Source organism: Saonia flava (genome assembly GCF_011927795.1).
Lineage (GTDB): Bacteria > Bacteroidota > Bacteroidia > Flavobacteriales > Flavobacteriaceae > Saonia > Saonia flava.
Genome location: NZ_JAATJJ010000001.1, coordinates 1,335,987 through 1,353,299, shown reverse-complemented (window position 1 = coordinate 1,353,299; position 17,313 = coordinate 1,335,987). Strand labels below are relative to the sequence as shown.

The 17,313-nt window shown below is 35.9% G+C and carries 19 protein-coding genes; 15 read left to right on the top strand and 4 right to left on the bottom strand.

Going from position 1 to position 17,313, the window contains the following annotated elements:
- Positions 1-1,889, bottom strand: a 1,889-nt coding sequence (locus GGR42_RS05995) for an autotransporter outer membrane beta-barrel domain-containing protein (protein ID WP_167961883.1), incomplete at its 3' end; no start/stop codon positions are given.
- Between the two features lie 216 nt (positions 1,890-2,105).
- On the opposite strand from GGR42_RS05995, the gene GGR42_RS05990 reads away from it, so the two are divergent.
- The 7 genes from GGR42_RS05990 to GGR42_RS05960 all read left to right on the top strand — a co-directional run bounded on the left by GGR42_RS05990 (position 2,106) and on the right by GGR42_RS05960 (position 8,489).
- Complete coding sequence (locus tag GGR42_RS05990; RefSeq protein WP_167961881.1) at positions 2,106-2,852, top strand: carboxypeptidase-like regulatory domain-containing protein; 747 nt, start codon at positions 2,106-2,108, stop codon at positions 2,850-2,852.
- Entirely contained in the window at positions 2,839-3,639 is an 801-nt protein-coding gene (locus tag GGR42_RS05985) for a carboxypeptidase-like regulatory domain-containing protein (RefSeq protein ID WP_167961879.1), read from the top strand. The genes GGR42_RS05990 and GGR42_RS05985 overlap by 14 nt, the downstream gene beginning before the upstream one ends.
- Before the next feature lie 156 nt (positions 3,640-3,795).
- Positions 3,796-4,533: a carboxypeptidase-like regulatory domain-containing protein gene (locus tag GGR42_RS05980; RefSeq protein WP_167961877.1), complete on the top strand. Its 738-nt coding sequence runs from the start codon at positions 3,796-3,798 to the stop codon at positions 4,531-4,533.
- Between the two features lie 79 nt (positions 4,534-4,612).
- A complete protein-coding gene (locus tag GGR42_RS05975; protein WP_167961872.1) occupies positions 4,613-5,122 on the top strand; it encodes a DUF6702 family protein in 510 nt (169 codons plus the stop codon).
- A gap of 63 nt (positions 5,123-5,185) precedes the next feature.
- Positions 5,186-7,495, top strand: coding sequence for a M1 family metallopeptidase (locus GGR42_RS05970; protein ID WP_167961870.1), 2,310 nt, complete (start codon positions 5,186-5,188; stop codon positions 7,493-7,495).
- Between the two features lie 100 nt (positions 7,496-7,595).
- Positions 7,596-7,922 (top strand): Sec-independent protein translocase subunit TatA/TatB, encoded by a 327-nt coding sequence (locus GGR42_RS05965; RefSeq protein WP_167961868.1) that lies wholly within the window; start codon positions 7,596-7,598, stop codon positions 7,920-7,922.
- 6 nt (positions 7,923-7,928) lie between these two features.
- Positions 7,929-8,489, top strand: a complete 561-nt coding sequence (locus tag GGR42_RS05960) for a phosphatase PAP2 family protein (protein ID WP_167961866.1) — start codon at positions 7,929-7,931, stop codon at positions 8,487-8,489.
- Here GGR42_RS05960 and GGR42_RS05955 read toward each other — a convergent pair.
- Positions 8,467-9,108 (bottom strand): O-methyltransferase, encoded by a 642-nt coding sequence (locus GGR42_RS05955; protein WP_167961864.1) that lies wholly within the window; start codon positions 9,106-9,108, stop codon positions 8,467-8,469. The two genes, GGR42_RS05960 and GGR42_RS05955, sit on opposite strands and share 23 nt — an antisense overlap.
- Positions 9,109-9,171: 63 nt before the next feature.
- On the opposite strand from GGR42_RS05955, the gene GGR42_RS05950 reads away from it, so the two are divergent.
- The 3 genes from GGR42_RS05950 to GGR42_RS05940 are packed head-to-tail and all read left to right on the top strand — an operon-like array spanning position 9,172 to position 12,123.
- Entirely contained in the window at positions 9,172-9,630 is a 459-nt protein-coding gene (locus GGR42_RS05950; protein WP_167961862.1) for a GNAT family N-acetyltransferase, read from the top strand.
- Between the two features lie 36 nt (positions 9,631-9,666).
- Positions 9,667-10,935 (top strand): kynureninase, encoded by a 1,269-nt coding sequence (kynU, locus tag GGR42_RS05945; protein ID WP_167961860.1) that lies wholly within the window; start codon positions 9,667-9,669, stop codon positions 10,933-10,935.
- 33 nt (positions 10,936-10,968) lie between these two features.
- A complete protein-coding gene (locus tag GGR42_RS05940; protein ID WP_167961858.1) occupies positions 10,969-12,123 on the top strand; it encodes an MFS transporter in 1,155 nt (384 codons plus the stop codon).
- Here the strand turns inward: GGR42_RS05940 and GGR42_RS05935 are convergent.
- Positions 12,113-12,793, bottom strand: a complete 681-nt coding sequence (locus tag GGR42_RS05935) for a hypothetical protein (protein ID WP_167961856.1) — start codon at positions 12,791-12,793, stop codon at positions 12,113-12,115. The two genes, GGR42_RS05940 and GGR42_RS05935, sit on opposite strands and share 11 nt — an antisense overlap.
- Before the next feature lie 111 nt (positions 12,794-12,904).
- Here GGR42_RS05935 and GGR42_RS05930 point away from each other — a divergent pair, with 111 nt between their 5' ends.
- The 5 genes from GGR42_RS05930 to GGR42_RS05910 all read left to right on the top strand — a co-directional run bounded on the left by GGR42_RS05930 (position 12,905) and on the right by GGR42_RS05910 (position 16,742).
- Positions 12,905-13,534, top strand: coding sequence for an RNA polymerase sigma factor (locus GGR42_RS05930; protein ID WP_317169671.1), 630 nt, complete (start codon positions 12,905-12,907; stop codon positions 13,532-13,534).
- Positions 13,535-13,717: a hypothetical protein gene (locus GGR42_RS05925; protein ID WP_167961854.1), complete on the top strand. Its 183-nt coding sequence runs from the start codon at positions 13,535-13,537 to the stop codon at positions 13,715-13,717.
- A 16-nt stretch (positions 13,718-13,733) separates the two neighbouring features.
- Positions 13,734-14,561 carry a mechanosensitive ion channel family protein gene (locus tag GGR42_RS05920; RefSeq protein ID WP_167961852.1) on the top strand — a complete coding sequence of 276 codons (828 nt, stop codon included), beginning with the start codon at positions 13,734-13,736 and terminating at the stop codon, positions 14,559-14,561.
- 96 nt (positions 14,562-14,657) lie between these two features.
- Entirely contained in the window at positions 14,658-15,206 is a 549-nt protein-coding gene (locus GGR42_RS05915) for a ClpP family protease (RefSeq protein ID WP_167961850.1), read from the top strand.
- Between the two features lie 192 nt (positions 15,207-15,398).
- Complete coding sequence (locus GGR42_RS05910) at positions 15,399-16,742, top strand: FAD-dependent oxidoreductase (protein ID WP_167961848.1); 1,344 nt, start codon at positions 15,399-15,401, stop codon at positions 16,740-16,742.
- Between the two features lie 56 nt (positions 16,743-16,798).
- Here GGR42_RS05910 and GGR42_RS05905 read toward each other — a convergent pair whose 3' ends face one another.
- Positions 16,799-17,197, bottom strand: coding sequence for a DoxX family protein (locus tag GGR42_RS05905; protein ID WP_167961846.1), 399 nt, complete (start codon positions 17,195-17,197; stop codon positions 16,799-16,801).
- Positions 17,198-17,313: the final 116 nt, after the last annotated feature.

The following is a 17,313-nucleotide window of genomic DNA, read 5'->3' as shown; positions in this document are numbered from 1 at the left end:
GCAGGGATTCCCGTTAGGTTGGCCCAGTCCGCGACTATTGTTGCGGCATCTAGTGCGAACTCGTTACCGGCAGATAGGGTCAGTCCAGTGCCAGCGATGTACTGAGTATCGTTGTCTGTGTCGTCTGCAAATCCAGTGGGAATTCCAGCTAAATCCGTCCAATCAGTTCCTATTGTACCAGAAGCATTAATTATGTAAGGATTTCCAACGGTTCCATCTCCTGTTATTGTAATGTTTGCCCCCTGATTAATAATTGTTTCAGAACCATTTGAGGTATCCACACTAGTTAGTACATATGGATTTCCAGAAGTGCCCATTCCTGATACTGTCACTGTAGAACTACTGTTAATAACAGTTTCAGAGCCATCAGCAACGATACCTCCAGATGCATTTATAATATATGGAGTTGCAGTCGTGCCATTTCCAGTAATGGTAATGTTAGTCCCAGGGTTTACTATTGTCTCAGAACCAGGAACTGTTAATATATAATCTGTATTATTTGGTCCTGTTGGTGTTATATTAACAGAGCCATCAGAGGTCAATGTTTGAATTTCATTTGTAATACTCCCATCGACTTCTGTAAACGTGCTATTAATGATATAAGGGTCTCCACTAGTTCCTGCCCCAGTAATATTGATGTTTGTGCCACCAGTAGGGTCTATAATACTACCATCAGCTCCATTACTTCCGCTGAGACTGGCCAATGGAACAGTCCAAGGTGTGGCTGTCCCAGCTTCTGTGATTATCAAATCTGTACCCGTTAAAACAGCACTTGTTATTAATTCATTGTCATCTTCTTTGTCATTATCCAAAGCTTCTGAATCAGCAATTGCCACTGCTAGTTCTGTGTCTGTAGCCAATGCACTCAAATCAGCTATCGCTGGATTTCCACCTTCAATATTTATTGTTAAATCAGAACCTAAAAGTGTGGCACTTTCAAGATTTTGGTTGTCACTGCCTGTATTGTTAAATACTCCTAAATTTACACTTGTTTCTATTCCTTTTTCGGTGATAATCAACTCATTTCCAACTATAGCTGCACCAGTAATCAGCTCATTGTTCGCATCAGTATCTTCATCTGCCAAGATATGGGCCGCAAGACCATCCGCATTGGCCTGAATATTCCCGGCATTGGCAGCAATATCGGTCAACAAGCCACTATCATCGTAAAAAGCCCCATTGTCATCTGTTAGTACATTCCCAGGTTCTGTGCTTATAATATCCCCCGCAGTAACATAGCCAGCATCGTTTGTAAAATCTGCCAAGGTAACTTGGTCATAGTCTATCTCTAGGTCTGCAACCGTATTGTCCTGCAACTCTTCTTGCCCTACAGAGTTGGCCTGCAATTGTAGGTCGGATATAGAACCTGCCTGTATGTCCAAAAAACCGTTTATGGATCCGTTTACAATGTTGTTACCTGTAATTTCTCCTACCTCAAAATTATAGCTGTCCCCATTTTGGGTAATAACAATGGTTTCAATGGAATTTTGAATAGGGTCCGTAGTGTATGTATGTGCGCTTATTTCTTCTAAGGGCACACTTACGGCATTGTTATCACTATCTGTCAATACTAAATTGCCACCTTCCAATGCTAGGCTAACGTTGGTGGTGTTTAGTTCATCTCCTCCACAGAGGTTTATCCATTGCGCCCCATCATAATAATGTAGGCAAAGGTTGTCTGTATTGTATACCAGTGCACCTTGTAACGGGACAATGGCATTCATTTGCGCTGTGTTCACTCGAGTTACAACAAAGGCCCTAGTAGTGCTTTCCAGTTCCAACACAGAACTGGCATTTATGTTTTGTGGATTGTCCCCAATTTTTATTTGCCCCCGAACGGAAACCAAACAAAAAATGGACAGAAAAACGATTAAAAATTTCAGTTTCATGGTAGTGTGTTCTAGGAATTTAGAGTAAAAACAAAAATAGTGATATAGGTTTATTTACCTAATTTTAAGGTACAAAATGCACTACAAGTCGGTAAACTGAGCTATCCCCAAAAATTTAATAGAATTTGCAAAGAAAACACACATTAACAAAAGTTTAATTGCCCTAATTTTATAATAACCTTACCTTGTCTTTTCTTTATCCCAAAGTTTTAATTTATGAAAAACGTATTATTGGTTTTTAGTTGTCTATTTTCTTTTTTACTGGCTCATTCCCAAGATGATGGGCGTATTCTCCTAAGGGGAAAGGTACTTTATAGGAATAGCAATGTAGTGAACGAAAATGTTATAAATACTACTGATGATAGCGCGACTATAACCAATGAGGACGGTGAATTTATGATTAGGGTAAAAGAGGGCGATGAGTTGGTCTTTATGGCGGTGAACTACCAGTTGATGATGGTCAAAATCACCCCAGAAATCTTAAAGAACAACCGTTTGGTTGTGGAGGTAAACGAAAAGGTAACGGAGTTGGACGAGGTGGTGGTAACCCCAGAGAACCAAGAAAAATTCTTGGAAATGCAGAACGAGGATTTTAAGGAGCATGAGTATGAAATTGACCGTACTACGCAAGTGGTGAACATAGCACAATCCCGGACCGAAAGGGGTATGCAGGACGGTATTAATTTTGTAAATATTTTTAAGGCATTGGTGAAATCCAAAAACAAGAACACAGAAGAAAAGGATCCCCTTAAAATGAGTGAGGTTTTAAGACAAGTGTACGATGACGCTTTCTTTGTAAACGACCTAAAATTACCGCAGGATAAAATTGAGGACTTTCTCTATTATTGCGATACGCAGTTGCCGGAGCAGTCCTTGTTGAAAAAACAAAATGAATTTCAACTCATTGATTTTCTGGTAGACAAAAGCAAGGTATACTTAACCCAATTGGATGAGGATAAGTAAGATCCTTTTTGTTTTTCTTTTCATGGCAAGTGCATCTATGGGTGCACAGAATTTTTTTTCGCACCAATTAGAGGGGAAGGTGCAAAGTGATAACAAAGACGTGGCAGATGTCCATGTAATGAATACCACTACAGGAAGGGCCACAATAACAGATCAAGAAGGATATTTTGAGATTGTGGTAAAACTTAACGATACATTGCTTTTTTCGGCAGTGCAGTACAAAAGAAAACAAGTGGTCATATCACAGACCATGCTGGAAAGCAGTCTTGTTTATGTGCCTTTGGAAGAGTTCATGAACGAACTGGATGAAGTAGTGGTGCGTCCCTTTAATTTATCTGGAGACCTTACCAAGGATATGGAAAATTTGGAGATTGGACCGGTGGTATCTGCAAGTACTTTAGGATTGCCCAATGCAAATGCCAAGACTTTTACACAAAGTGAACGGCTGTTAAAGGAGGCTTCTATGCCAAAGTTTAATATGGGAATGTTGCTTAGTTTGCCTTTTAATCCCATTATAAATGAAATTACAGGGCGTAATAAAATGTTGAGAAAACGGGTGGCAATAGATAGCCAATATGCCCGTACGCAAAGAGTCACCAATTATTATGTAGATTCCCTATATGTGTCCGAGTTAAAAATTCCTAGAGATAAAATAGATGATTTTATGTATTTCTGTGAGGTGGATGAGAATTTTAATGCAGTTGTGGATACCCATGATCAACTTAAAATTTGGGAGTTCTTAAAAGGGAAGAGCTTGGTCTACAGAGAGAACAATGGACTGGATTGATGCTGACATTTTGCTAATAACTATTAGCCTTTGGTATGTATAGGAGTACAATGCAACAATTGTGAAAATTGAGAAAAGTTGGATAAAATAATGGTGAGAAAAAAATACAACCTTCTTATTTTTCTTGTTACAAGTTTTTATGTGACTGGCCAAAAAATGGATAAGCTATTAGAGGGAGAGGTTGTGGTCCATGAAAAAAAAATTGAAAATGTACATGTACAAAACCTTACCAGTAAAAAAGGGACTATAACGGATTCTGATGGAAAGTTTCAAATAAAGGTCCATCTTAATGATACGTTGCTTTTTACTTCGGTACAGTTAAAAAGAAAGAGTTTGGTGGTGACATCTTCAATAATGGAGAGCAGTTTTGTTTCCATTATAATGGAAGAATATACCAACGAGCTGGATGAGGTGGTTATACGTCCGTATAATCTCTCGGGGGATTTGAATAAAGATCTTGATAATTTGAAAATAGGCCCAGTGGTTTCCGCATCGACCTTAAAATTGCCCAATGCCAATGCCAAAAGGTTTACCCAAAGTGAAAATAAATTAAATGATGCGGACCATGGTAAGTTTTATTATTTCTATGTAATAGCATTAACAATTAATACCAATAAAATTTTAAATAGGCTTAGTGGCCGTACTAAAATGTTGAAAAAAAGGGTGGCTTTGGACAAGAAAAGTGCATTGACCCAAAGTGTTCAAAAATCCATTATGGATTCTCTTTTTATCAACCAACTAAAAATTCCAATCGGAAGAATACCGGATTTTATGTACTATTGCGAGGCAGATTCCGTGTTTCAACCTCTGGCAATCGGTAATAATGATATAAAGCTTTGGGATTTTCTTATGAAGAAAAGCGAAAGCTATAGAAAGAACAATAACTTGGATTGATTTTTAATAAATAACAAGAGCGATAAAATAAAAATTGGCATACAGATTGCATAATTTTGTTTGAGTTTAGATTTGAAATATGAGAAAGAAACTATTAAAGGGATTGCTGGTTTTACTACTTCCTCTTTTTGCATTTACAACGGCACACAAATTTTATTTGAGTGTTACAAGTGTAAAATATTCAGAAAAGGAGGATGCACTACAAATTACCTCACGTATATTCATTGACGATTTTGAAAAAGTATTGGATAAGCGTTTTGGAATAAAAGGAAATTTGGCAACCAAGGATGAGTCGCCCATTGCAATGGATTATATAGAGAAGTATTTAAAATCCAAATTGGTGATCAAGATTGATGGTGAAGTGGTTGCCTATGATTTTTTGGGAAAAGAGTATGATGACGATATTATGGTCTGCTATATAGAGATTCCAAAAGTCAATTTTCCGGAAGTAAAATCGATTGAAGTACAGAATGAGGTTCTGTTCGATTTATTTGTTGAGCAGCAGAACGTGGTTCATTTTAGGTTAAAGGACATTATGAAAAGCTTCGTTTTAATTCGGGAAAATAATAAAGGAATGTTAAAATTATAACATTAATTAACATTTAGTTAAAAAAACTTTAATTTTCGAACACTAATAAATCAATTAAAAAATATGAGTAGAGTGAAGTACTGTTTTGCCGCTATTTTGTTTCTGTTTGCAGCAACGATAAATGCACAAGAAGAGGAGAAAAAAGAAAGGGAGCCTGGTCATTTAAACCAGAGCAAATTTAAACAAATGTATGAGGAGTTTTCTACTCCAAACACATACAGGTCGGCATCTGGAGCACCAGGACCGGATTACTACCAACAACAGGCCAATTATAAAATGGACATTGAGTTGGATGATAAGAATGCCAAAATTTATGGGGAGGAAACAATCACCTATATTAACAACTCACCAGATAATCTAGAATTCCTATGGGTACAATTGGACCAAAATGTTAGGGCCAAGGATTCTAAGTCACCATTAAGAGATGGTGGCGGAGTTCCTTTAGCATACCGTTCGGGTAGTTTTGCTGGCGAGTATTTGGGTAGTCCTTTTGATGGTGGTTTTAATATAGAGTTTGTAAAAGATGCTTCGGGCAAACCATTGCCATATACCATTAATCAAACCATGATGCGTGTGGATATTCCACAAGCATTAAAAAGCAAAGAACAAATATCCTTTTCGATTAAATGGTGGTATAACATACCTGATCATACGGTAAATAGGGCAAGGTCTGGGTTTGAGTATTTTCCTAAGGATGGAAACAGAGCTTATGTAATTGCTCAATTTTTTCCAAGAATGGCTGTTTACAGTGATGTGGAAGGATGGCAAAACCATCAGTTTTGGGGAAGTGGTGAGTTTGCATTGCCTTTTGGAGACTATGAGGTAAACATCACCGTGCCCGCAGATCATATTTTGGATGGTACGGGCGTGCTTCAGAATAGAAAGGAAGTATTTTCCAAAGATATGATGAAACGGTATGAACAAGCCAAAAAGTCATATGACAAACCTGTTTTGATTGTTACCCAGGCTGAGGTTGAGGCAGCAGAAAAAGGTTTTTCAGAAAAGAAGAAAACTTGGAAATTAAAAGCCACCAATGTGCGCGATTTTGGTTTTGCCACATCTCGTAAATTTATCTGGGACATGCAGGCGGTTAAAATTGGCAATAGGGATGTAATGGCGGTTTCTATGTATCCAAAAGAAGGAAACCCTTTATGGGAAGAACTTTCCACAAAGGCCGTGGCCGCAACGTTAACTTCTTATTCTTCCCATACCTTTGATTATCCATACCATAAGGCAATATCTGTACATGCAAAAAACCAAGGAATGGAATATCCCATGATTTGTTGGAACTATGGAAGACCTAATGAGGATGGCACATATTCAGACCGAGTTAAATATGGAATGATCAGTGTAATTATACATGAGGTGGGCCATAACTTTTTTCCAATGATCGTTAATTCTGATGAGCGTCAATGGGGATGGATGGATGAAGGTTTGGATACTTTTATGCAGTATATGGCCGAGCAAGAATTTGGAGAGGCCAATCCAGATGTTATTGCACCAAATGACAAATATCCTTCTAGAAGAGGGGAAGCAGCTAAGATAGTTCCCTATATGGGCGGGGATCAAAGTTCAATTTCACCTATTATGTCCAATCCAGAAAATGTATATCAACTGGGTCCAAATGCGTATGGAAAACCAGCTACTGCATTAAATATTTTAAGAGAAACGGTTATGGGCAGGGAATTGTTTGACCATGCTTTTAAAACCTATGCACAGCGTTGGATGTTTAAGCACCCAACACCAGAGGATTTCTTTAGAACTATGGAAGATGCTTCGGCAGTTGATTTAGATTGGTATTGGAGAAGTTGGTTCTATACTACGGATTATGTGGATATAGGAGTTAAAGATGTAAAAAAATACTACGTAAGCAACAAGCCTACCAAACAAATGGAGGAATATATGGCCGCACGGAACATTACCGAAGCTGATTTACCTCCCTTGGTTTATTTGACAGAAGAAGACAGTGAGGATTTTGACCCAGAATTAAAAGGGAAAGCACCATCTGAAACGTCTACTACTTTAAAAGAATATATGATGGATAATATGACTGCCGAGGAAAGAGCGGCCGTTAAAGAGCCAAAATATTTTTATGAAGTTACTTTTGATAAGCCGGGTGGTATACCTATGCCATTGATAGTGGAATATACCTATGCAGATGGAACTACTGAAAGTGTTACGTATCCACCAGAAATATGGAGAAAGAACGATAAGGAAGTAAAAAGGGTTATTTCCTCTGAAAAAGAATTGGTAGGCATTGTTATTGACCCTAAATTGGAGACAGCCGATATAGATACAACAAACAACTCTTGGCCAATAAAAGAAGAAAAGTCGGACTTTGAAAATTTTAAAGAGAATATAAAAGGAAAATAATTTTCCTTAACTAATAGAATAAAAGCCTTACTTCCGATATTTATTTAGGATTGTAAGGCTTTTTTTTAAGTTGAAACCAACTTCTCATTATATTTGTATTATGTATTCTACAGTTTTCTTATTTATTAGCGGCGGGGAGATTTTCTTTATCATGTTCATTGTGGTCATGGTATTTGGTGCCGATAAGATTCCTGGTATAGCCAAGGGCTTGGGAAAGGGAATGCGTCAATTAAAAGATGCAACAGAGGATATTAAGCAAGAGATTCAAAAAAGCGCCGAAAAACAAGGTATAGATACCGATTTTGTTACGGATATCAAGAAAGATATCGATTCCGTAAAAGAAAATATGACTTCTGGACTCAACAAAGAGATTGGCGATGTAAAGAAGAATATAGAGGATGTGTCTGGCGTAATTAAGCGAAAGTAATGCTATATGCTAGAGGATATTTTAAGATGGGACCAAGAGACTTTTATATATTTTAATGGACTTGGAACAACAACCTATGATTTATTTTGGGTAACAGTCACCGAAATTTACACTTGGATTCCTCTTTTTATTCTCTTCTTTGTTCTTATATCCTTAAAATTCCCAAAAAGGGAAGTATTCTCCAAAGTTTTGACCATAGCGTTTCTCATTGGGTTTGTGCTCCTTGCCAGTTATGTAACAAAGGAATGGGTGGCTAGGTTAAGACCAAATAACACTGAAGAGATAAATACAATCATCAGGATACTTAAAAGACCTACAGATTATAGTTTTTTCTCTGGACATTCATCTAGTTCCTTCGCCATTACAACATTGATAGTACTATTTCTTAGAAAAAAAATAAAATGGGCGTGGATATTTTTTCTTTGGCCTCTTTTGTTTGCCTACAGTAGAATTTATGTTGGGGTACATTATCCTGTAGATTTGTTTGTTGGGGCATTCGTAGGAATAGCAGCAGCCTTTTTGTTTTATAAGATACACAAGAAAATTATTTCACCCTACTTAGTGTAAGCCCATCCCTAATGGGTAAAAGAACAGTTTCTAGTCTAGGGTCCTCTTTTAGTTTTTTATTGTAGTCAAGCAAAATTTTAGTAGCTCTATCTTTCTCATCCAATGGCTCTACAACTTTCCCAGACCATAAAACATTGTCGGACAAAATAACGCTCCCAGATTTTGTTTTTGGCAGTACACACTCCAGATAATCTAGATAGCTCGTCTTTTCAGCATCAATAAAAACAAGGTCAAATTCCATATCTAATTTTGGAATTATACTCAATGCATCCCCTGTGTGTTGGATAATTTGCTTTCCATAACCACTTTTATCAAAGTAGGTGCGTTGCATGGTGTGTAACTCGTCGTTTATATCAATAGTGTGCAATGTTCCTTGGGTATGCAGGCCTTCGGCCATACAGATGGCGGAATATCCTGTATAAGTGCCTATCTCCAAAATGGTTTTTGGGTTTATTAGTTTGGAAAGTAGACTTAACACTCTACCCTGATAATGGCCAGTGATCATTCTTGGCTGGATCACTTTTAAATGTGTTTCTCTGGTAAGTTCCTGTAATAATTGAGGTTCATCCTCGGAATTATTGGTGATATAACTTTCAAGGATGGTTGATAAAAAATGCATTGGGTTATTTTTTGTAAAAATATAGATTTATAAACTACCTTAGAAATTGAAAACCGCTAGAATATGGACGAAACGAATATACGACCAGCTAATTTGAAGGATTTGGATATCTTGCTGAAATATGAGCAGGGGGTAATTTCGGCCGAAAGACCTTTTGATGTTACTTTGGCGGATGACCCAATTAGTTATTATGATATAAGGGCAATGATTGAAAGCGAGGATGCGCAAGTGGCTGTTGTAGAAAAGGATGGTGAAGTAGTAAGTTCTGGATACGCTATTAAAAAGTCCGCCAAACCTTATTTAATTCATAAAGAATATTCTTATTTGGGCTTCATGTATACACATCCAGATTACAGAGGTCAAGGGTTAAACAAAAAGATTCTTGAATTTTTGAAAGAATGGTCCTATGCGAAAGGGCTAAAAGAAATTAGGTTAACTGTCTATGAAGATAATTTACCAGCAATTAAAGCCTATGAAAAAGCCGGCTTTGAAAAGCATATCATAGAAATGAGGTTAAAATAGAATTTCTAAATTGTATTTTTGAACTAAAACCATGCTATGCAGTTTGAGAATACATTGAAATTTGCCCAAAAATTAGACTCGGAGGATAAACTCCATGATTATAAAAATGAATTTCATTTTCCACAAGTCAATGGAAAAGATGTAATTTATTTTACTGGAAACTCTTTGGGACTTCAACCAAAATGTACGCAAAGTTATATTGATGAGGTAATGACGGATTGGAAGAATTTGGCCGTAGAGGGTCATTTTCATTCAAAAAAACCTTGGTGGGACTATCATGAACGATTGGCTGAGCCCTTGTCTGAAATAGTTGGGGCAAAAACCGAGGAAGTATCGGTCATGAATACACTTACTGCTAATCTTCATTTTTTAATGGTTTCTTTTTATAGACCAACAAAAAAAAGATTTAAAATATTATGTGAGGAAAAAGCATTTCCTTCAGATCAATATCTATTGCAAAGTCAAGTAAAATTTCATGGATTTAACCCCGATGAAGCTTTGGTCGAGGTTAAAAAAAGAGAGGGAGAGCACTTTTGGCGAACTGAAGATGTAGTGGCCAAGATCAAAGAAGTAGGAGAGGAGCTTGCCTTAGTTTTAATAGGAGGTGTAAATTACTACAATGGGCAGGTTTTTGATATGGAAACAATAACAAAAATAGGGAAGTCGGTGGGAGCTTTTGTGGGATGGGATTTGGCACATGCTGTAGGAAATATAGAATTAAAACTGCACACTTGGGGTGTGGATTTTGCCGCTTGGTGCAGTTACAAATACATGAATAGTGGTCCAGGTAACGCATCTGGTATTTTTGTGCATGAAAAGCACTTGGCAGATGATTCCATTCCAAGGTTTCAAGGGTGGTGGGGCACAAAAAAGGAAACACGCTTTTTAATGAAACCTGAATTTGAATCAACACATACGGCAGACTCTTGGCAGGTAAGTAATCCTTCTGTTCTTTCTTTAGCACCATATTTGTCATCGCTTACTTTGTTTGAAGAAGTGGGAATGAAAAGCCTAATTGAAAAAAGAATTAGCATAGTAAGCTACCTAGAGTTTATTTTACATGAAATTGATAAGGAAGTAAATAGCACTTTTGAAATTATTACACCTATGGAAAGGGGTTGTCAATTATCAGTGCTATTGCATGGAGAGGGCAGACCATTATTTGATTATCTTATGAAAAATGGAGTAATAGTAGATTGGCGGGAACCCAATGTAATTCGTTTGGCTCCTGCGCCCTTTTATTGCTCTTATGAAGATATGTATAGGTTTGGCCAGATTTTAAAGGAAGGTATTTTGAGTAAATAGAGTACATTAGTTACTTTGTAGACCAACCGCTTAATGAAATCGCTAAAATTAATTCTTTCCAACCCGAAATACTTTGGTCCATCATGGGTTTTCGCCAGTATAAATATTCTGTTTGGTACTTGGGCAATTTATATCCCCATTGTTAAAGAAAAACTGGAGATAAACAATTCTGAACTGGGTATAGCCATCTTTTGTTTGGCTTTGGGGACGTTTACAGTATTTCCCATAGCATCTAAGCTCATTACCAGATTTGGTGTGGGAAAGGCAACCAGAACAGGAGTTTTATTGGTAAGTATGGCCGCCATATTTCCACTAATAGCGCCAAGTTATGTTACTTTGATGGTTTCACTTTTCTTTTTTGGGGCATCTAGTGCTTTCACAGATATTTCCATGAATACCTTGGTTACAGAAATTGAAAAGGAAGAGCAAGAGAATTTTATGTCGGCTGCACATGGTTTTTTTAGTTTGGGGGGAGTTTTGGCCGGTTTGGGCAGTTTTTTAATTCCTTTACTTAACAACCCTGCCATTCATATGGGTATAGCTATTGTTCTAGTGGTACTGGTAAATGTTTTTTTCTTTAAAAATTATAGTCATGTAACGGCTAAAATTGAAAATAAAGAACCCTTTGGTTTTAAAAATTTTAAACCCTTATTGCTATTGGGAGTGGTTTCTTTCTTTGCGATGGGTAGTGAAGGAGCCGTCATAGATTGGAGTGGATTATTTCTTAAAGAAGTATCCCTAGCTCCCGAACAATTAATAGGCACTGGCTTTTTGGCGTTTTCCATCACAATGACTCTGGGTCGCTTTTTAGGGGATTTGGTAAGCACAAAAATAGGCTCTGAACGCTTGGTTACCTATGGCGCAATTTTAGCCATATTAGGGTTTGGGTTAGTACTTACAGCACAAACCTATATAGCCATTGCTGGTTTTGGTCTCATTGGTTTGGGCTTTTCTGCCATGGTGCCAGAGTTATTTCGTATTGGTGGGAATGTGAACGGAGTAGAATCCTCTCAAGGCATATCTTTTATTGCCGGAACAGGCTATTCTGGATTTTTATTGGCTCCTGTAGTGCTCGGATTTTTGGCAGAGAGTTATTCATTAAGAATCACATTTATAACTCTTCTTGTCTGTTCTGTATTAATATTGGGAGCGTCCTTTTTGCTTAAAAAATCAAAAATTAGTTCGTAGTTGTTTCTATATCAGTAAAATGTAATTTAAAACTACCATCTTCAGTTTGGTGAATACGGGCTATTTTTAAACCATCTTTTTCAACATATTCTTCCCATGTAGTGGTCATTGAGGGTTCGGCTTGGTTTCCTCTTCTAAAAACCCATTCCTTAACCATATAATCATCACCAAAGAAGAATTCATAGGCATCCCCAGGTGTATAGCCACCTTCATTCTTATAGACAATTGTCAATTTTTGCATTGTTTTTTTACTAATGGGAGCTTCAGTTTTCTCTATATGTTCATATGTGAAATTGTCTTTGTCCCAAACCAAGTTGTAAGGAGCCATTAACCAGAATTTATCATTAATGAATCCACCATTTGTTTTATGCGTTGTGGAATCCATATCTTTTCTGCTGTAGGTTATAGTATCTGATGATGTTATTGCAGTAACTAAATTTAGTTTGGTGTCCCATATCCATCTTCTCTCAAAATGGGAGGTATCCCTATCCACATTAAAAGTAAAGCCAAGTTTTTTAATATTTTTCCAATTTTCAAAACCATGTGCATAAGCTACATTCTCTAAAATTGTAAGATTTTTTTCAGGGGTTACGGGTTCAGCTTTTTTCTCTGTTTTACAGCTTGCCAGCACTATTAAAAATAAAACTAAAATGGAAAATAGATGTTTCATACAAGACATTTTGAATAAAGATAATGTGTTTTTCAAATAAATTGTGCACTTTGTGCTTTCAAAATATGGTAAATCCTTATAAGTTTAACTTTTAATTATCATTAATAACCAGTGACTTTTCTTAAAAAACTGTTTCTAATTATTATAAAGAACCAATCCGAGCGTGGGCTTGGGAAGGGAGAGAGATATAATGATTTGACAGATGAGGAATTGGTCGATATGATCGTTAAGAACAACAATACAATGTTGTTCGGGAGTTTATATGATAGGTATTCGGCCAAAGTATATAATAAGTGTTATAGTTTTTCAAGAACAGAGGCAGAAGCGGAAGACCTAACACAGGATGTCTTTTTGCTGTTATTTGTAAAACTGAACACATTTAAGGGTAAGTCTAAATTTTCAACTTGGTTATTTTCATTGACCTATAATTTCTGTACAAACTATGTAAATAGGGACAAGCAAAAAAAAATAAGAGATAAATCCAATCCTGTGGACGATGATAAACATAATTTGGTTCAAGATGTATCAGATGAAAGCCTTTTTAAACTTAAAACAGATAAATTGGAAAAGGCTTTAAAGTTGATTGATCCAGAGGATAAATCTATTTTGTTATTGAAGTATCAAGATGGTGTATCCGTAAAAGAATTGTCCCAACTAATGGAAATAGGTGAGAGTGCCATAAAAATGAGATTAAAAAGGTCTAGAAGTAGACTAGTAGAAATCTATAACGAATTAAAATAGATGGCTGAACAAATAAATCCTTTTGAAGAACTGGAAAAATCATTGAGGGAAGTCCCCCCTGAAATGAAAAAAAAAGTTATGAATGATATTGCCATCGCTAAACTAATCATGGAAATGGCCTTTTTGGTAACTTCCAATTATTCGTCCCTAATAAAAGGGCTTTTTAAGACCAACAAAAAATAAGCAAAAAATAAAAAATATGGAAACTGTAAACGAATGGAAAAATCTAACATTTGAAACTCTTTCATCTATCCTTAAAGATATTGCTTCCGCCCTACCGGGAATATTGGGGGCCATTATTATTCTAATTTTTGGATGGATAGTAAACAAAATAGTAAAGTTTGTTCTAAAAAAGATTTTTAAGCTAATTAAAATAGACCGGGTCTCGGAAAAAATTAATGAAGCCAAACTTTTTGGGGACTCCAATATTAAAATTGAAATTTCTAAAATCCTCTTGGGTTTTGTAAAGCTTTTACTATGGTTGGTATTTATCATTGTGGCTGCAGATATTATGCATTTACAGGTTATTTCCAATGAGATTGCAAACCTTTTAAGGTACCTGCCCGTATTGTTGACCGCGGTTATTATTTTTATGGGTGGTATGTATGTTGCCAAACTTATTAAAAAGGCGCTGGTAAGTGTTTTTGAATCTGTTGGCTTTGGAGGCTCTAAGATTGTTGGAAATGTGGTGTTTTACATCATAGGTATATTTGTCACTATCACGGCTTTAAACCAAGCAGGAATAGATACAACGATAATTACCAGTAATTTTACAATTATTTTAGGGGCCTTTCTTTTTGCAATAGCTTTGGGATTTGGCCTTGGTTCCAGAGATATAATATCGGATTTGTTACGTACTTTTTATACTAGAAAAAACTATGCAATAGGTGACAAAATTGAACTTAATGACCTAAAAGGTACTATTGAAGCCATTGATAATGCCTGTTTAACCCTTAAAACAAAGGATGGTAAAATAGTGGTTCCCATAAAAGAGATTTCAGAGAATAGAGTGAAAATAAAAGAATAGTTTTTGCATATCATTTTAGATTTGGAATGTGGGCTAATAGTTAAAGCAACTATGCAATAATTTCATTAATTTTGATGTTTATCAACAAATTAAAAAATGACTTCAAAAAAGGGAAAAGTACAAGAAGCAATACAGGAAAAATTACTGAACGAAAGAAAAGTGTTTTTATGGGGAATGGTAGATGATGATTCTGCAAAGCACGTTATTGACCGTTTACTTTACCTTGATCTTCAGAACAATAATGAAATTCAACTCATTATAAATAGTCCTGGAGGGTATGTTACCTCTGGTTTTGCTATATATGACACTATAAAACAAATAAAAAGTCCGGTATCTACCGTATGCTCAGGATTGGCAGCATCTATGGGTTCTATTCTTCTTTCTGTTGGAGAAAAAGGGAGAAGGTTTATTCAACCACATGCTAGGGTTATGATTCATCAGCCAAGTGGTGGCGCAAGGGGACAGGCATCCAATATTGAGATTCAAGCCAAAGAAATTATAAAAACCAAAGAATTGGGGGCTAAAATTTTAGCAGATAATTGTGGTCAGGACTTTGATAAGGTAATGAAAGATTTTGATCGGGATTACTGGATGGGCGCGGAGGAGTCTATAGCTTATGGTATAGTTGATGGGATTTTAGAATAGCAACAATTAAATTAATAAAAAAGCCTTCACAGTATTAATGTGAAGGTTTTTTGGATATATATAGACGCTCTCGCGGAATGTTTTAATATATACGGAAAAATTTAGGTTATGGATTACGATAAAGCATCCTTCACCTAAATACTTTATTTTATTATTTTTACATCTTAACCATAATTCTACGGGCAATAAAGTATGTCAGAAAATTCTAAAAACATTGCTATAGTGGGTTCTGGATTGGTAGGTTCTTTACTATCAATATATCTTCAAAAATTAGGACATTCTGTCACTGTTTTTGATCGCAGACCAGATATTAGGACAATAGAATTTTCAGGTCGTTCCATTAACCTTGCCATGAGCAATAGAGGATGGAAATCCCTTAAAGAAGTCGGTATAGAAGAAGAGGTTAAAAAATTGGCTATTCCTTTGGATAAGCGTGCGATGCATGTAAATGGAAAACCCATGTATTTTCAAAAGTATGGAAAAGAAGGAGAAGCTATTTGGTCTATTTCAAGGGGTGTCCTAAACCGAAGAATGATAGATTTGGCAGAAGCAGAAGGAGCTGTTTTTAGATTTAATGAAAAAGTGTGGGACGTAAATCTTCCCGATGCTAAAATATATACTGGAGAGTCAGAAAAAAGCGAGTGGAAAGAGTATAAATACGACCTAATTTTTGGATGCGATGGGGCATTTTCAAGAGTTAGGCATAAGATGCAAAGACGCAGTCGCTTTAATTACTCACAAAACTTCATTAATGTAGGGTATAAAGAATTGACCATTCCAGCCAATGATGATGGTTCCCATAAACTGGACAAAAACTCTTTTCATATATGGCCTAGAGGGTCTTTTATGCTTATTGCCATGCCAAATTTGGATGGTAGTTTTACCTGTACTCTATTTTTGCCCTTTGAGGGAGAAGTATCTTTTGAAAACATTACCAGTGAAAAGGAAGCAAAAGTTTTTTTTACTACCTACTTTCCCAACGTAATGCAAGACATAGAGAATCTAACCAAGGATTTTTTTAAGAATCCAACAAGCGCTATGGTTACCATGAAATGTTATCCTTGGACCTATTGGGACAAAGTTGCCCTTGTAGGTGATTCTGCCCATGCCATAGTTCCATTCTACGGACAAGGCATGAATGCCGGTTTTGAAGATATTTATGTTTTGAATAGGCTTATAAAAAAACACAAAGACAAGTGGGATATTATTTTTAAGGAGTACCAAGAACAAAGAAAACCAAATGCCGACGCTATTGCTGAGTTAAGTTATAGGAATTTTATTGAAATGAGCAGTAAAACGGCCGATCCAAAATTTCTTTTGCAAAAGAAGATTGAAAAACATTTTTCCAAAAAGTATCCAGAAAAATGGATACCTGTGTATTCTAGGGTTACTTTTTCCGATAGTCCTTATTCAGAAGCCTTGGCAATTGGTGATGAACAGGAAAAAATAATGAAGGATATTATGGAAATGTCAGAAATTGAAAAGAAATGGGATAGCCTGGAAGTTGAAAATAGTATTTTAAAGGCATTGAAATAAAAAGATTGGGCCATATGTATTTCTATAACCCAATCTTTTATGTTTGTGGAACTTTATTAAACAATTTGAATTGCTTTTTTACTTTCCGATTTCTTAGCTTGCTTTGCCTTTATGTTTAATGAATATGTTGACCATAATAAAGTAAGGCATATTACAGAAGCGGCTCCGTTCCCATGTTTTGAAACATAATGGGCTATAATTGCAAAGATTAAATTTATAAAGAATCCTGCGTATGCCCATTCAAGAAGTAATTCACCTTTGTTATAAATAATTACAAATAACCCAAATAATTGGGCAATAACCATTGGTGCAATTAAATGTTCAGGGTAACCAAGTTTAGCATATTCTCCAACTACTACTTCATAATTAAAAATATGATTGTATACTGATGCTAAAATCATTATTGAAAATAATCCTAAAAAAATTAGGTATGGTATAAAGTACTTGTTTTTCATAATAAATATTTTTAAAGATTTGATTCTGTAAAAGTATTGTATATGAATGATTTGCACTTTTAATTATAGTTGCTTTTAATTTTGGTTGGGTTAAGTGAACAGAAAGTATAGTTGAA

Excerpts from the sequence above, each read along its gene's own strand:
- GGR42_RS05990 (WP_167961881.1), top strand. The coding sequence starts at position 2,106 with ATGAAAAACGTATTATTGGTTTTTAGTTGTCTATTTTCTTTTTTACTG.
- GGR42_RS05985 (WP_167961879.1), top strand. The coding sequence starts at position 2,839 with ATGAGGATAAGTAAGATCCTTTTTGTTTTTCTTTTCATGGCAAGTGCA.
- GGR42_RS05980 (WP_167961877.1), top strand. The coding sequence starts at position 3,796 with ATGGATAAGCTATTAGAGGGAGAGGTTGTGGTCCATGAAAAAAAAATT.
- GGR42_RS05975 (WP_167961872.1), top strand. The coding sequence starts at position 4,613 with ATGAGAAAGAAACTATTAAAGGGATTGCTGGTTTTACTACTTCCTCTT.
- GGR42_RS05970 (WP_167961870.1), top strand. The coding sequence starts at position 5,186 with ATGAGTAGAGTGAAGTACTGTTTTGCCGCTATTTTGTTTCTGTTTGCA.
- GGR42_RS05965 (WP_167961868.1), top strand. The coding sequence starts at position 7,596 with ATGTATTCTACAGTTTTCTTATTTATTAGCGGCGGGGAGATTTTCTTT.
- GGR42_RS05960 (WP_167961866.1), top strand. The coding sequence starts at position 7,929 with ATGCTAGAGGATATTTTAAGATGGGACCAAGAGACTTTTATATATTTT.
- GGR42_RS05955 (WP_167961864.1), bottom strand. The coding sequence starts at position 9,108 with ATGCATTTTTTATCAACCATCCTTGAAAGTTATATCACCAATAATTCC.
- GGR42_RS05950 (WP_167961862.1), top strand. The coding sequence starts at position 9,172 with ATGGACGAAACGAATATACGACCAGCTAATTTGAAGGATTTGGATATC.
- kynU (WP_167961860.1), top strand. The coding sequence starts at position 9,667 with ATGCAGTTTGAGAATACATTGAAATTTGCCCAAAAATTAGACTCGGAG.
- GGR42_RS05940 (WP_167961858.1), top strand. The coding sequence starts at position 10,969 with ATGAAATCGCTAAAATTAATTCTTTCCAACCCGAAATACTTTGGTCCA.
- GGR42_RS05935 (WP_167961856.1), bottom strand. The coding sequence starts at position 12,793 with ATGAAACATCTATTTTCCATTTTAGTTTTATTTTTAATAGTGCTGGCA.
- GGR42_RS05925 (WP_167961854.1), top strand. The coding sequence starts at position 13,535 with ATGGCTGAACAAATAAATCCTTTTGAAGAACTGGAAAAATCATTGAGG.
- GGR42_RS05920 (WP_167961852.1), top strand. The coding sequence starts at position 13,734 with ATGGAAACTGTAAACGAATGGAAAAATCTAACATTTGAAACTCTTTCA.
- GGR42_RS05915 (WP_167961850.1), top strand. The coding sequence starts at position 14,658 with ATGACTTCAAAAAAGGGAAAAGTACAAGAAGCAATACAGGAAAAATTA.
- GGR42_RS05910 (WP_167961848.1), top strand. The coding sequence starts at position 15,399 with ATGTCAGAAAATTCTAAAAACATTGCTATAGTGGGTTCTGGATTGGTA.
- GGR42_RS05905 (WP_167961846.1), bottom strand. The coding sequence starts at position 17,197 with ATGAAAAACAAGTACTTTATACCATACCTAATTTTTTTAGGATTATTT.